Annotated in this window: 13 protein-coding genes; 9 read left to right on the forward strand and 4 right to left on the reverse strand. The window is 62.1% G+C overall.

Annotated elements, in window-relative coordinates:
* Nucleotides 1–58: 58 nt before the first annotated feature.
* Together HRU71_07390 and rnpA are read right to left on the reverse strand one after the other, a co-directional pair.
* Nucleotides 59–880 carry a sulfite exporter TauE/SafE family protein gene (locus tag HRU71_07390; GenBank protein QOJ03321.1) on the reverse strand — a complete coding sequence of 274 codons (822 nt, stop codon included), beginning with the start codon at nucleotides 878–880 and terminating at the stop codon, nucleotides 59–61.
* A 355-nt stretch (nucleotides 881–1,235) separates the two neighbouring features.
* Nucleotides 1,236–1,622 (reverse strand): ribonuclease P protein component, encoded by a 387-nt coding sequence (gene rnpA / locus HRU71_07395; protein ID QOJ04948.1) that lies wholly within the window; start codon nucleotides 1,620–1,622, stop codon nucleotides 1,236–1,238.
* Nucleotides 1,623–1,862: 240 nt separating this feature from the next.
* Between rnpA and HRU71_07400 the strand changes: the two genes are divergently transcribed.
* From HRU71_07400 to HRU71_07410, 3 genes are all read left to right on the forward strand, one after another.
* On the forward strand, nucleotides 1,863–2,591 hold the full coding sequence (locus HRU71_07400; protein QOJ03322.1) for a hypothetical protein: 729 nt from the start codon (nucleotides 1,863–1,865) through the stop codon (nucleotides 2,589–2,591).
* A gap of 304 nt (nucleotides 2,592–2,895) precedes the next feature.
* Nucleotides 2,896–3,327 carry a hypothetical protein gene (locus tag HRU71_07405; protein ID QOJ03323.1) on the forward strand — a complete coding sequence of 144 codons (432 nt, stop codon included), beginning with the start codon at nucleotides 2,896–2,898 and terminating at the stop codon, nucleotides 3,325–3,327.
* Nucleotides 3,324–4,166: a hypothetical protein gene (locus HRU71_07410; GenBank protein QOJ03324.1), complete on the forward strand. Its 843-nt coding sequence runs from the start codon at nucleotides 3,324–3,326 to the stop codon at nucleotides 4,164–4,166. The genes HRU71_07405 and HRU71_07410 overlap by 4 nt, the downstream gene beginning before the upstream one ends.
* Before the next feature lie 1,796 nt (nucleotides 4,167–5,962).
* On the opposite strand, the gene HRU71_07415 is transcribed toward HRU71_07410, so the two are convergent.
* A complete protein-coding gene (locus HRU71_07415; protein ID QOJ03325.1) occupies nucleotides 5,963–6,382 on the reverse strand; it encodes a YjbQ family protein in 420 nt (139 codons plus the stop codon).
* Nucleotides 6,379–8,367, reverse strand: coding sequence for a hypothetical protein (locus HRU71_07420; GenBank protein ID QOJ03326.1), 1,989 nt, complete (start codon nucleotides 8,365–8,367; stop codon nucleotides 6,379–6,381). Before HRU71_07420 ends, HRU71_07415 begins: the two co-directional genes overlap by 4 nt.
* Before the next feature lie 306 nt (nucleotides 8,368–8,673).
* On the opposite strand from HRU71_07420, the gene HRU71_07425 reads away from it, so the two are divergent.
* From HRU71_07425 to HRU71_07450, 6 genes are all read left to right on the forward strand, one after another.
* A complete protein-coding gene (locus tag HRU71_07425; GenBank protein QOJ03327.1) occupies nucleotides 8,674–9,579 on the forward strand; it encodes a type II secretion system protein in 906 nt (301 codons plus the stop codon).
* A 48-nt stretch (nucleotides 9,580–9,627) separates the two neighbouring features.
* Complete coding sequence (locus tag HRU71_07430; GenBank protein ID QOJ03328.1) at nucleotides 9,628–10,326, forward strand: MgtC/SapB family protein; 699 nt, start codon at nucleotides 9,628–9,630, stop codon at nucleotides 10,324–10,326.
* Between the two features lie 272 nt (nucleotides 10,327–10,598).
* Nucleotides 10,599–11,078: a hypothetical protein gene (locus HRU71_07435; GenBank protein ID QOJ03329.1), complete on the forward strand. Its 480-nt coding sequence runs from the start codon at nucleotides 10,599–10,601 to the stop codon at nucleotides 11,076–11,078.
* A 196-nt stretch (nucleotides 11,079–11,274) separates the two neighbouring features.
* Nucleotides 11,275–12,096 carry an acyl-ACP--UDP-N-acetylglucosamine O-acyltransferase gene (lpxA, locus tag HRU71_07440; protein ID QOJ03330.1) on the forward strand — a complete coding sequence of 274 codons (822 nt, stop codon included), beginning with the start codon at nucleotides 11,275–11,277 and terminating at the stop codon, nucleotides 12,094–12,096.
* Between the two features lie 93 nt (nucleotides 12,097–12,189).
* On the forward strand, nucleotides 12,190–13,515 hold the full coding sequence (locus HRU71_07445; GenBank protein ID QOJ03331.1) for a 4Fe-4S dicluster domain-containing protein: 1,326 nt from the start codon (nucleotides 12,190–12,192) through the stop codon (nucleotides 13,513–13,515).
* Nucleotides 13,512–14,702: an RnfABCDGE type electron transport complex subunit D gene (locus tag HRU71_07450; GenBank protein QOJ03332.1), complete on the forward strand. Its 1,191-nt coding sequence runs from the start codon at nucleotides 13,512–13,514 to the stop codon at nucleotides 14,700–14,702. Before HRU71_07445 ends, HRU71_07450 begins: the two co-directional genes overlap by 4 nt.
* Nucleotides 14,703–14,743: the final 41 nt, after the last annotated feature.

The raw sequence follows: 14,743 nt of genomic DNA on the forward strand, positions 1-14,743 counted from the left end.
CGCATAGTCGAGCCTACGCGCTCTTCGAACCCTACGCGCCGGCGATCTCATACCGGATTCAGTCCCGCCGCACTTGCTCCAGCCCGAGCCAGAAGACTTCCGAGCCGCAGTAGAGCATCAGGATCACAAAGGCCCCGCGGAGGATGCCGACGGGCCATTTATGCACCTTGTCGGCGGCGACCCACGAGCCGACGATGGCCGATGGAATCAGACAAAGCGCGAGAAAGAGCGAGTCGCGCAGGCGGTAGCCGTGCTCGTGCAGGTGGGCGTGTTTGACGATCGTGCCGACGACGCTGGACCAGAGGATCGTCGAGGCCGAGTTGGCGATGGCGTTTGTCAGCGGCACGCGGAGGAAGACCTGCTGGGTCGGCACGGCCACAAGTCCGCCGCCGACGCCGAGCAGTCCGCCGGCCAGGCCCGCCGGCAGCCCGACGAGCGTGACGATCTTCCAGCGCGGCACGCGGGCGGCGTCGGCCGGAGTCATGGGCGGCAGGCGCTTGCGCGTGCCGAGGCGGAAGAGGTTATAGACGATTGCATAGAATAAGAACGCGCTGAAGGCGATTTGCAGGTAGCCCTGGCCCGCGCCGCGAAAGGCTTGCATCTCGCTGGCGAAGACGCCCGCGATCGCCCCGGCGACGGCCGACGGCGCCATCCAGCGGGTGATCGGCCGCAGGACGGCTCCGGCGGCGCCGTGTCGCAGGACGGCCGGACCGACGACGAAGAAGTTCACGGCCATGGCGGCGGCCTGGTAGAGGTGCTGCCCGGCAGGGCCAAGCAGGAGAATCATGCCGGGGATCATGACGGTCGATCCGCCGATTCCGAGGAGTCCGCCGGAGAAACCGGCGAGCAGACCGACCAGGACAAGCCACGCGTAAGTCATCGCGGGCATCTTCGGGTAACGGGGTGCGCGCGGCAACGGGCGCATAAAAAAAGCCGAGGCTTCGTCCCGAAGCCCCGGCCTGGTGGGAAGACCGCTGACAGGACCGATGAGGCCCCGGAGCGGATGTGGGTCAAACTCTGTGAACCGGACTGTAGCCCTCCGGGCGTCCGCGTTCACACGAACATTCGGACAGACCGATCGGCCTCTTCAACAAAATCAGCAAAGTTTCGCGCGGGTTGAAAGAGGTGAGCCGGTTATGCGGGCAGTTGGCGTGTGATGGATTCCGCGCGTCTCAAAAATACTGGACGCAGGGCGGCGCGAGGGCCGACGTCGCGCGGAACTTGCGAGAGCGCAGTCAACCCTCCGGGGTGTTTTTCTCACGCCTCGGCGATGCTTTGCTGGTGATGGCGCGGGCGGCGACGGTGACCAAAGCCTTCCGATAATCGGCCAGAAGCGGTTTTTCGGACGCGCGGGCAACGCAGACAAAGTCGTACCCGGCGGGGAGCTGATCGCGTTCGAGTCGAAAGGCCTCGCGGATCAGACGCTTGATGCGGTTGCGGCGGACGGCGGCGCCGATGCGGCGACTGACGGAGACGCCGAGCCGAGAATACGAAAGGCTATTTTCGAGGGCATAGACGACGAGCAGGCGATTGGAGGCGGATCGCTTCGCGGCGAAGACGGCGTCGAAGGCCTTACTTCCAGACAAACGTCGTGTTTTGGGGAATCGCAGGCGCGGGGTCATGGCGAGTGCCCGAATGGAATCGACGTAGGCGATGTTAACAGGGGCCGCACAAAACCCATTGTCCATTCACTTCTGCCACGGAAGAGTGGCGATTTCGATCGGCGCCTACCAGACTCCCTGACGGCGCTAGTCGGCTCTCGTCGGCCCAAGGAGCGGTGACCGAACTGGGTGCTGCGACGATTTTGGCTATTCAGACATCGTGGTTGTTCGCATGATTTGATCCTGTGCAGGAGAAGCAAGATGTTGAAAGCAGGAGTCCGATTCATCGGGATGCTATCTGGAATCATCGCGCTGGGAGGCTGCCTAGTTGATGCCGATCATCCGGTTGAAGTGGAAATCGAGCAACCCGCTCCGCGACCGGTCCAAGGAACGCTGAATTGTAATGACGGTGGTCCGACTTGGCACTGGGATGCAGAGACGAGTTCTTGGTATTATACAGACGGTCAAGGCAATCGACACTATGGGACGCCGCCATGCTGGGGTGGCTCTGCTCAAGTTCAAATGCCGGCAACGATTCCGAGCACGCGTGAAGGTCTCGGACTTGTGCCGAACTCCAGCGATAAGATAAAGCCATTGATCTGGATCACACGGCACGATGCCGCGAACCAGGGATATTATTCCAAAGAGGACGAGCTTGATCTGTTCATCGCAGCGGAATTGGAATGGCTGATGCCATTTGAAAGCGATTCGGAATTATTGAATGCTATCGGCGCAGAGAACATCAGCTATCATCCGGTCGATGTGAGCGATTCGAGTCGCACGAGGCCGGTACTTATTCGGTTTGAAGGGATTCGGCTTGGTGTGGCAATCAAGCTTCTTTCAGAATTGGGTGCGACGGAAGTCACACACAACGGGGGTTCTACCAGCCGAGTCGGTTCGCGAATCATGCTCAATGACAGTGTCGAAGAGTATTCGGCGGCACTTGTTTACGAAGGCGAGAACCACTTATCGACAATCGAACTTGAATAAGCTATTGACATGTAATCATAGATTCGGGCCGACACTGTGCATGGCATTGCTAGTCGGGCTTCAGTTTGGGTGCGTCACGAAGCCGGCCGCAGGCTCGTCCAAGTCTGATTCTGAACAATCCAGTGCATTAAGTGTTCGCGTTCTGCGCGTTGCGGGGGAACGCGCCTATCGCGCGGGAACGCAGGTTGACTCATACCATGTCATTTCGACATTAAATTGGCCGGAAGCGGGGCTTTGTGCGATCACCGCAGAGGGTGTTCCCATGGCGTGGGACACGCTTCATTGTGAACCGAGGCCACCTCGCGTGAGCGAGACGTCGCGGTTCCCGGTTTTGGGTGTCTATGCCGCGCGAAGACCTTTGACTACGACGCCGAATGAACTCATCCTCGACCCTATAGTTCACGCCGGACAGGAAGTCATCATTGCCGGGCTTGACTTGGACTCGCTGAAGAATCAGGATGAGTTCTGGCAGTTGCCCACTCTGCACAAAACGGCAACCATTCTGGAAAGACCAATCACAGCAACGCTATCACAGCGTGAGTTGATTTGGCTTGCCGCACCGCCGGGTAACTATGACGGCTTCATTGGCGGTCCGGTAGGTGTGGAGCTTCCCGGTCAGAGATTTCAGGTATTCGCAGTGATCTTGGGTTTTTCGCAACCGACGAAGCAGGATATGGCCCGCATTGTACTGACTGCAATGCCAATCGGGAGCATCGTCGAGCGGGTCGAGCCGTGAAACAAACCTCTTACAGCAAATCAATAATCACGATAGCTGTGCTGCAATTCTTCTGTGGATGCGCATCCGGTATCCGATTCACTCAACAAGAGCTGAATCAACTCGAGTTGGCGCGGAAGGAACTCAAGGTGCTGCCTGTCTATGCAATGGGGCATGGAGCGGGATTTCCCATCAGCCGCCGGAATGCGATTAGCGCTGCGCATACGTTTATGGATTCGGCGCGACAGGATCATTCCGTGGCCGGTCATTTGGACTGCGTTATTGCCGCAGTTGCCGGGCGCCCGATGCTGGCGCAGTGGCCTCATGCAGCGGCAGACTTATCTACCCTTCCCCCTCAGCGGGATTGGGTTGTACTAATGGCTACAGTAGACCGATTTGAACCCAATGAAATCGACAGTACCATCATTCCACGCGAGGGCGAAATGGTTGTGTTGGGGGGCTTTCCCATGCCCAAGGGAACCACGGCGCAAGAATCGCCGGCTCAACTCACCGACCGAGCGCCAGTGATCGTCGCCGGACGTGTTTTGCAGATGTCAGACTCAACAAACGGTGAATTAGTCGAGGTTGAAGTTTCGCCGTTGGAACGTGAAGGCCGCGGGTTTTCAGGCGGACCTGCGGCGACGGTTGATGATAAGGGCAATGTGCGGGTTTGGGGAGTGATTGTGAGGGGTGGTTGGCGTTGGACGCCACGGCCAGTACTTCGCCGAGTCTTTGCCTTGACAATTGCACGACTGTCTCAATCCGATTTTGACCGTTTCTGCCGTGCGCGTTTATTGAATCCAGAAGAGGAAAAAACGTTGTCAACGGTACCAACAACTCAAACAAATCGAGCCCCTTGAGTAACATGTAACATCTCTAACTTTTTGCCGAGATTGCACCTTGTGTGTGCAATTGGTGGATAATCGTGATTTCATGTGAATCGCAGTGAATAACGGGTCGGATGCCGGCATGGCGACTGATCTTCGCCCTGTGAGATCAGGAAAATCGCAATGTCGCGAAACTTTTTTTGTGATCACCACGCTCGCGCTAATTCATAGCTCCATCGACGTTTGCGCGCGGGCGGCGATTGCAAGTTCAACTCAACGCCTGTGACTTGCACACACGGCGAATTTTTCGTTTGACCCGCGCGAATCCCATTGTACATTCACTTCTGCCACGGAAGAGTGGCGATTTCGATCGGCGCCTACCAGGCTCCCTGACGGCGCAAGTCGGCTCTCGTCGGCCCACGGAGCGGCGACCGAACCGGTGGCAACACCCGGCGGCGTCGCGAGGTGAACCCATAGCCCGGGTCGGCGAATCAGAAGCCTAACGCCAGGGAGCATGCGGCGCGAAACCCTGTGAAGGGCGCTCGGCCTTACGGGGCCGGGCAGGTCGTCTGCTGATTGAGACTCTGCGGCGCACGGTAAGCCGCTCGCGAGCAATCGCGGGGGCCGACAAGCGCGTGAGAGGATGAGCCGTCGGAATGGGCGGCCAAGGCAGGCGAAGTGAACCCTTGAGAGGGACGAAACCCAGGGGAGCAACCGGCGGCACGGCGGGGTCAAACTCGTCGCGGCCGCGAGGGACTCACCCGAGGAAGCACCCGGAAGTCGGGCGACAGGCCCGAGCTTCGACAAATCTCTGGTTTGTCGAAGCGAGGCCTGTAGTGAACGGCAGGCGGGTCGGCACCGGCGGAGGACGCCGGGCAACCTCGGTTGAGGAGAAGGCTCCGAAGGGAAAACCCCATAGGTGCTGTCGGCCTGAAACAGGGCGGACCAGGCGCGAGAGGGAGTAAACCGTCGAGAGGGTGGCAAGAAACCCTGCGGGCGGACGGTGGCGGGCAGGCAAGGCTCGCGGATGACCGGACCTCTTGCGAACGCATGTGCCAAAGGGGCACGAAAGCCCATGGAAGGGGCCGCGGTTGAGAGACCTGCGGCTAGCGTCGTCCGGGTAAGACCCTGGAGGGCGGTGAAATCCGAAGAGAGGGGCGGCGGCGAAAGAGTTAAATCATTTGCTCCGCAGCATCCCGCCGAGAGCCGCATGGCCGGGCCTGATGGCCAACGGTGAAGCGGCCTCGCCGAAGCAATGACGGCGATGGCGGCGGGTTGAACGGGCCTCTGAACGGATAGCCAAGCCCACGAGGGGACGGCCGATGTCGGGAGACCGGCTCGGTGCGACGGACGACGGCGAAGACTTCGAAGGGCAAAGCGATCGAAACCTCTTCCGCGGCATTTTTTGGTTTTACGCGCTGATGCGCGGCGCTTGCTGGCCGGGGCGATCGCGGCATCGGAGACAACTCGGTTGTTTTGGCGCGGTCTGCCGTCTAGGAAGGATCTGACGAGGGCAGGCCGCCTTTTTTTGCGCCCATTATCTAAAATGCTGATTTCACGCGAGCGCGTCTGACCTGCTCCGCGAGACTTGATCCGGTTGTTATGAGAGTCTTAGCTGCCCGGATGGGCAAGGAGATTCTCGATGAAGCGAATACGACATACCCCGGACCAGATCATCTCCCAGCCGAGTGAGGCGGACGCGATGCTGACGGCCGGGGCGAGCATCGGTCAGGTGTATCGGCGGCTTCGAGCAACTCCAGGCAGCGACCGGGAAACGAGCAGAACGGAGGCTGCCGTCAGTGCTCAAGCGGCGCGGCGTGCGAATCGAGTCATTCCCCAATGATCTTGACGAGCACGCGTTTCCTTCGGCGGCCGTCGAACTCGCCGTAAAAGATCTGCTCCCACGGTCCGAAGTCCAGCTCGCCGCCGGTGATGGCCACGACGACTTCGCGGCCCATGATGGTGCGTTTCAGATGGGCGTCGGCGTTGTCTTCGCCCGTATCGTTGTGTCGGTATTGGTCGAGCGGCGCGTGCGGGGCGAGTCCCTCCAGCCAGCGTTCCAGGTCCTGATGCAGGCCGCGTTCGTCGTCGTTGATGAAGACACTCGCCGAAATGTGCATGGCGTTGACGAGGCAAAGCCCTTCGCGGATGCCGCTCCTGGCGATGGCGGCCTGAACTTGCGCGGTGATGTTGATGAAGGCCCTGCGCGTCGGAGTGTGAAACCACAGTTCTTCGCGGAAATGCTTCACGACGGATCCCCGGCGAGACTGGACAGGTACTCCTCAACGTTGAGGTAGCCGTCGCCGTCGGAATCGGTCAGGCTGTCGGCGACGTTTGGATCACCGCCGAATTCCAGCTCGCGATTGTTGGGAAGGTAGTCACCGTCCGTGTCGGTCGGCAGGGGTGGCGCGTTGTTGGACACGTAGAGTCCGTTCAGGGTGTCGCGATTGGGGATGACGCGCTGCACGACGACGAAGGGGTATTTGACCGGGTCGGCAAGAATCTGCGCCGCGCCGGCGGGGAGGACGATGCCGTCGATCGTGCAGTTCATCTGGGCGAGCAGGGCAAGCTTGGCGTCGGCCAGCGTCTGGCCCGGCTGCATGCGGTACTGCCGGGGGGTGCAGAGGATCGTCGGGTCGGCATTGGGCCGGAACCAGAGGACGTTTGCCACCTCGCCGTGATGCGGGCCGATGCGGCGAAGGTTCGGATCGCCCACGGGCTGGGAATCGACCAGAAGATTGTTGTCGACGACGTAGCGCAGCTCGTTGACGAGTGCCGTATCTATGGCATCGCGTCGCGGCTTGGTCGCACCGGCGCCGTCGAGCACCCGCGTGGTCGCCTCCTGGACGGGGTAGGTCGTGACGGGGGGCGCGGGCAGCGGGTCTGGCAGCTCGACTTGATCGCGCAGGTGCCCGGGGGTGATGAACACGTTGCAGACGGAGGCGCTGCCCCCGCACAATCCGCCGACGTTGGGCGTCACATATGCGACACCGACATCCCATTCGTCCTGGGTGGTGGACGTGCGTAGCGGCGCGAGGTTGTCCCGCAGATGGATGCGCGGCAACGGCCCCTCGTCCGGCGAGTTGATGTCGATCAGGTTGCGAATTTCAGGCGGCGCGAACGACGTGTCGAGGCCCGGAATGTACCGATTGCCGATGAAGTTCACGCTCGCGTTGAACTCAAACTGCGCCGGCTGCGCGACGTTCCAGTTGTACTCCACGTTGTTGCGGAAATCCCAGACCTTGCCTTCGACAATCAACGGGTTGCGGGCCGAGTTGTGCGCAAATAAATTGTGATGAAGCGACGCGTACGTAAGATCCTTCGGGGTCAATCCGCCCGGGGTCGGCGCCGCCAGCATGCCGAACCCCGTCGGACCCAGCGGATTTCCGAACAGCGACGCCTCGGAAATAATGGACCACTGAATCGTGAAGTTCCGCACCCAGTTCCACGTGCTGACGTTCTTGTCAATGGCCCACGAGATCGAGCAGTGATCGATGATGAAATTGTAGACCGATTGCTGCGCGGAATTCGCCTCGAAATCGTTGCGAAAGATCGTGATGCCGTCCAGCAGCGTCGTGTCCGGATCCCCCTTCTCATAAAGGATCCTCATCCGCAAATGCCGAAGCACCACGTCGTGCGTGCGCACAACCAACGGCTGATGCGCGAGGACAATCCCATCGCCGCCGGCCGTCTGACCCGCGACCGTCACAAACGGATTCAGGATCCGAACAGGCTCCTCAAGGTAAATGACCCCGTGAACGTCAAACACGATGAACCGCGGACCCGACGCCTCCAACGCCTCCCGCAGGCTGCCAGGTGCCGTCACGAACCCGCCCAGGCCGTTGGGAATCTTGTCGGCCAGCGTCGTCACCTTGATGATTCGCGGCTGCTCCGAACCATCGCCCCGGCCGCCGAATGCATACGCGCCGAATCCCTCCGCTCCGGGGAAGTTGGGAATCGCGGCGCTGGGGACCAGCGGATCGGTCAGCAAGGCCGATTCCTGGTCGTTAGCTATTCCATCGTTGTCGTCGTCGGCGCTGGGGTCCAGATCGCCGTAAATCATTTCGAAGTCATCGGCGAGGCCGTTGCCGTTGTTGTCGGTGAAATCACTTCGCAGGTCGCTGGTAGGCGTGTTGCAGGTCAGGGCGATCGATGCGCACGCGACCAGAAATAATCCCAGCGTCAGCGCGAGATCGCGAACCATCACAGGACGCATCGTGAACTTCGGCTTCATAAGCCCGCCCCGAAAACGTAACCACTCACCTGTCAACTTTAAGTTTTGCGCGAGGCATTGCAACCGAATCAGGCTCCAAACTCAAGGCGTGGACCTTATTTGATCGTGAAAAGGAGCACACCGGACCCTGCACCTGCGACCTTGTTTTCGGCCATTGCCGGGTGCATGATTGAATCGCGGAATCGGACCTGACGTTCCTGCGTGGTCCGCCCCGGCAGGGTTTGGAGCATGGTGGCGATCTCATTCAGCAGGCGTTACGATCCTACGCGCCAGGCGTCGGCAGCCTGACGCACGCGAGTGTCCCCCATGCGCTCCTCGGCTCGTTCACCTCGTGCCTTCACTCTGATCGAACTTCTTGTCGTCATCAGCATCATCGCACTCATCGTCGCGATTCTGCTGCCATCGCTTTCCGGCGCGCGGCGTCAGGGCCAATCGATTCAATGCCTGGCGCGGCTCTCGCAACTGGGAATGGGCTGGCACATGTATGCCGACGACTACGACGACGTCGCCGTGCCGGGTCGATATGGTAATCTCGCGGGCGGCGCGTCGAACCCCGCGAACTTCTACGACGTAGGCAGCGGGTTGAAGTTCCGCCCGCGCTGGATCGCGCTGATGGGCAAGTACGTCGGCGCAGTGGCGTTTGAGAACCCGCTCCCCGCGGACCGGCAGGACTATGACCACAAGGTGTATCAGTGCCCCTCCGTCCCCGACTGGATGGACGAGCGCAATCACGCCTATGGCTACAATCACCAATTCCTCGGCAACGCCCGCATGACGAACGGCCGATTCCACAATTTCCCGGTGAACCGCTCGAAAATCACCAGCTTCGCCAGCACCGTCATGGCGGCGGACACGCTGGGCACGGCGGCGGGCTTCGCGCCGGAAAATCGCAAGCCGTATAACAACAACGGCACGGACTTCGCGGAGCTGGCGAATCACGGCTGGACGCTTGATCCGCCACGCCTCAAGCCCGAATCCGAACACGGCAGCGGCGACCCGGGCAGCCCGCGCACCGCTGTCGATCCGCGCCACATGAACAAGTCAAACGTCATTTTCTGCGACGGACACGGCGAGACTGCCACGCCGCGCCGGCTTGGCTATCGCACCGACGCCGCCGGCGCCTACGTGGATGATGCCGCGGAAGACCGCCCCCATAATCGGGAATTCTCCGGGACCGGCCGAGACACCGATCCGCCGTTGCCGCCGACTTGATCGTGAACGTGCTTCGCTCATCGGACGAGGCAAAGGAAGCATTCCGCCATGTGGGAACAACTTCGACCCTGGCTGGGTGATGTCCATTCGCTGCTCGCACCGGAACTGGTGGGTCCCGTTGTCAGCCTCGCTGCGATCCTTTGCGGGGGCATGACCGGCTTCGAGCGTCAGCGGGCTGCCAAGCCCGCGGGCTTTCGCACGATGATCCTCATCTGCCTCGGGTCCGCTATTTTTACACAGGCGTCCATCTTGCTCGGTGGCGGTCCGGCTCATGCCGACCGCGCGCGGGTCGCGGCCCAAGTCGTCACCGGCATCGGTTTTCTCGGCGCGGGCGCCATCCTTCGCGAAAAAGGCCAAGTCGTCGGCATCACCACCGCCGCCGGCATCTGGGCCACCGCCGCCGTCGGACTGATTCTCGGCGCAGGCCATCTCGCGCTGGGGTTCTTCTTCACGCTTCTCATCGTCGGCACACTCTCCGCGGCTCGCGCCATCGAGCGACTCGTCGAAGGACCGTGCCGGCCTGCCACGCTCGTGCTGAAACTTGTGGATACCAGCGCACGAACGCGGTTGCAGGTCGAAAGCATCCTGGAGGACCACCCCTTCCCGATTTTTCCGGAATACTCCACCACTGCCGACGGTGCGATCGTCGCTCGTATCCGCTATTGCACCCTCCACCGCGACCATCACACCTGGCTGAATGAGCTGCTCGCCTCCCCCGCCATCGAAAGCATCGAGCAGGCCGATTGAAGGACTTCGCCTTGACGAATCCGCTCTCACACACCTGAAAACGCAGGTCCACTAATAATCGCTCTCCCAGACTTGCCACGCCAGACGTCGCGAAAACCCGTTTCGGCAAAACCGTATTTCGACGCGATTCAAGTTTCTGACGACCGGTCGCTACCTTCTCCGGCGCCGGCACTCGGGACGTTGGCGCAAGCGGGTCGATGGAATGGATGGCTTCGCGGGAGTGGTGTGTTCCCGCCAGCCGCGCACGTCTGTCATGCGGTTCGAGGTGATGTATGTCTGCCTATTCCACGTCGCGTCTGGGATTTCGCCTGGCACAGGTCGGCCGGTTCATGTTCGCCTTGATTGTTGGCGCGTTGTTTGGCGCTGCTGCGTGGGAATCCCCCGCGCGGGAAAACCAGGATCAGCTTGCAACACCCGAATCCTGGAAGGCCATTGAAACAACGATCGCGTTTCGGCCAACCTGGGCCGTCGACCAGCCCGTGGCGCCCCATGACGCTCCGGCCTCCACGATCCTGCCGATCGGAGAGGCCGCCGCTAACAAGTCGCACAAGAAGCAACATGCCGCGGCCGCCATGCCGCTGCGATGGTCCATTGACGATGAGGCCGTTTCCCCGCGTGCGGCAACGGCTCCAGGCGAGGAGATCGCCGTACGCACCGCCGAGCTGCATTCGCGCGGGCCTCCGACGCAGCAGGCGAATCGGTCCGGCCGCGCGCAACGACTGGACCGCTCGCCCGATCCAGCAGTCGACTGACGCCGGCTCATCCCCAACTCATTGCGCTGAATTCAAAGGCCCTCGGCACCTGTGCCGGGGGCTTTTTTGTTGCCGCCGTTGCACGTTTTCAAGCCCCTCGCGGCGTCGTAGAATGCCCCAACTTGTTGAGCCGGTGGCCCCTGACGAACGCACCGCGGCTATCCAGCCCTCAAACCACGCGCGAGAGACCGCAGCTATGCCCATTCATCCGACGGCCATCATCGACCCCAAGGCCCAGATCGCCAAGTCCGCAGACATCGGCCCTTATGTCATCATCGAGGGCGACGTCAAGATCGGCGAGAACGTACACGTCTATCCGCACGCGTACCTTTCCGGTTGGACCGAAATCGGAGACCGCTGCGTGATTCATCCCGGCGCGGTGATCGGCCATCTGCCGCAGGATTTTCATTACACCGGCGAGCGGTCGTACTGCCGGATCGGCGCAGGGACGATCGTCCGAGAGTTCGCGTCCATTCACCGCGGCACCCAGCCCGAATCGTGGACCATCCTCGGGCAGGATTGCTTCATCCTCGGCTACGCGCACATCGGCCACAATTGTGAACTCGGCAACGGAGTCAAGCTCTACAACGGATCGGCTGTGGCCGGCCACGCCATCATCGGTGACCACGCGATCGTGAGCGGCCATGTTGTGGTGCATCAATTCGCTCGAATCGGAGAATACACCATGATCGGCGGCGGCTCGCGCGTCATCAAGGACATTCCGCCGTTCATGAAGGTGCTCGGTGAATCGATGTGCGTGGCGCACAACGGCCTCGGCATGCGCCGCAGCGGCAAGTTCTCGACCGATGAAATCAATGAAGTGCGCTCCGCCTATCGCATCCTGTTCCGATCGACCCAACCCTTCACCCGGTCGATCGATGCCTTCGCAGCGACCGTCCGCACGGCCGCCGGGCGGCGCATTCTGGACTTTCTGCGAGGCCCATCCAAACTGGGGATCGCCGGTGGACGCAAAGCGGCCGCACTGCGCGAGCTGGACAGCGGCGACGGGGAGGCGTGAACGAAGCACTTGGCTGAACAACGCCAACCAGACAAAACTCGGAACCTATGACCTGTTCCAGCGCCTCGGCACGGACCACGTACCACTGCATTCATGTCCATCCTGCTCGACATCCTCGGCCCGCGAAAAGACTTCGAGGGGGGTCTGTATCTGCCGGACTTCAAGAGCGTCTCGGCCAAGCGCGCCATTCAGAAGTTGCCAGTCACCGCGGCGCTGCATGTCCCGCTCTGCTTCCGGCCCGACCTGCCGACGACCGCCGCCGTCGCCGTCGGTGATCGCGTCCTCCGCGGCCAACGGCTGGCCATTCCGCAAACGTCCGACGGCATCCCATCCTACGCACCGACTTCCGGTCGCATCGACGCCTTCGAGCCGGTCGAGACGGTCGCGGACGGCGCGCTGCCCGGCGTGGTGCTGTTGCCCGACGGGCGTGATGAGGCCGCTCCGCCGGATCCGACCATGCACCATGAATCGTTCCTGGGTCGACTCATGGATCGCGCGGTGGTCTGTGTGAACCCGCGCCAGCCGGCGCATGTCGTTCTGCAACGCGCCATCGCCGCCGGCGTGACCGACCTCATCATCAACGGAATGGAGACCGAGCCGTATCTCACGGCGGACCTTCGGACGCTGGTGGAAGAGCCTGGTCTGCTGATCGACACCGTTTGCGAGATTGCCGACGCCGTGGGCGTGGTCAATGTGTACTTGGCGGTTCCCTATCGCCATCGGCGCGTGGTCAAGCGGCTGGAGGCCGAGGCAGCCGGTCGATATGTCGAAATCGCGGCACTAAGCGACAAGTACCCCCAGTGCCATCCGACAATGCTGATCAAGACGCTGCTCGATCGCGAAGTCCCACCCGGCGGCGGCGCGCTGGACACCGAAACGCTGGTCCTGCCGCTTTCCACGGTGCGTGCCATGGGCCACGCCTTGTGGCACAGCGAACCGATGACGCATGTCCTGATGACCGTCGCGGGGGACGCGGTGGATCACGCCGGAACCTATCGCGTGGCCATCGGAACACCGCTGCGCGAGCTGGCCGAGCGCGTCGGACAGTATCGTCCGGTCAAATCCGCCGTCTGGGGCGGGCCGTTCACGGGTCTCGCCGTGACCAGCGATCAGGCCGTGGTGACGGCCGATACCATTGCCCTCCTGCTGTTTGCCGAGGCGGAAGAAGCGCCGGCCGCGCCGTGCGTGCACTGCGGCTGGTGCGTGGAAGACTGCCCGGTCGGACTATCGCCGACGTCGCTGATTGACCCGGACTATGCGCGGCGTTCGACGACCTACGCGGCCGAAGTCAACGCCTGCATCGACTGCGGCCTCTGCACGTATGTCTGCCCATCAAAACTCCCGCTGGCCGAAACCATCCGCGCGGAGCGATTGCGATTGAAACCGCCGTCGGGCAACGGCAAAGGAAGCGCACGATGACAACGGCCTCGTGGATGCTCCCGGTTTCGTCCGCGGCGCGGGCCGCGCCGCATCGCTTGAGCGGCAGCTCAATCGACGATATTCTGCGCGCGTGGATCTTTGCCGCGGCGATCTGCGCCTTGAGCGGCGTCGTGCTGTTCGGCCTGGCGGCCCTGCGCAGCCTGACGGTGACGGTTCTGGCAGCCGTGGCGTGTGAAGCGATTTGGTACGGCGTCAGCCGCAAGCGTTCCATCGGCGGAGTCACCCATTCGACGCTGACGGGTCTGCTCGTCGCACTCACGCTGCCGGCGACGGCGCCGTGGTACGTCGGCGCGGTCGCCGCAGCCGTCGCCGTGATTCTCGCAAAAGGTCTGTTTGTCGGCGAGGGGCGGTATCTGTGGCAGCCCGCGCTCGTGGGTCGCGTCGTCGCGCAGTTTGTCTTCTCCTCCGCCTTTGCCATGACCGGCAGCGCCGCCTCATGGCCGGTCCTCGCGCCGGGGCACCTGCTGGTCGGCAAACTATCCCGCGCTGTTCCGATCGACGTGGCGACGTACGGCGGCTGGAGTGGTTCCGGCGGCCCCTCGCCCCAGGATGCCTGGCTGATGCCCGTTCCCGCGGCGACGCTGCGTGCATTCGCCGAGGGTCACCTCGCGCCCGATGGCGATCTGAACTATCTGCCGTTGATTCGCGATCATCTCCCACCCTGGATCGATACGGTTCTGGGGACCGTCCCCGGCGGTCTGGGCGAGACCTGTGTCCTGGCCATCATCGTTGCCGGACTGTATCTCATTTACAGGGGGTACCTTCGCTGGCAGTTACCGGTCGCCATGCTTGCGGCGGCGGCCGCGGCGGCGGTTGTCTTTCCCGTGGAGAGCGCCCAGCCCGGCAACGCTTACCTGTGGTTCCCGGGGCTGGCGGTGGAGGACGGGCGCGCGGTCGGCCTCGCCTACGTGCTGTATCACTTGACGTCGGGCCAGTTGATGCTTGGCGCGTTTCTCCTGGCAGGTGACATGATAGCGACCCCCCTTCGCGTGCGCGGGCAAATCGCCTTCGCCGTCGGAGCAGGCATTCTCACGATCTTCATGCGCTTGTACGGCGTCGTCGAAGGCGAGTGTTACTGGTCGATCCTGATGATGAACACCGTTGTGCCGCTGATCGACCGCCGAACCCGGCGCGAGATCATCGGCCTGGAACCCATCGAAGCCTGACCGCACGCGGTCGCGCGATTCGCACACGGAGAAGACACGCC

Source organism: Planctomycetia bacterium (assembly GCA_015200345.1).
Lineage (GTDB): Bacteria > Planctomycetota > Phycisphaerae > UBA1845 > UTPLA1 > PLA3.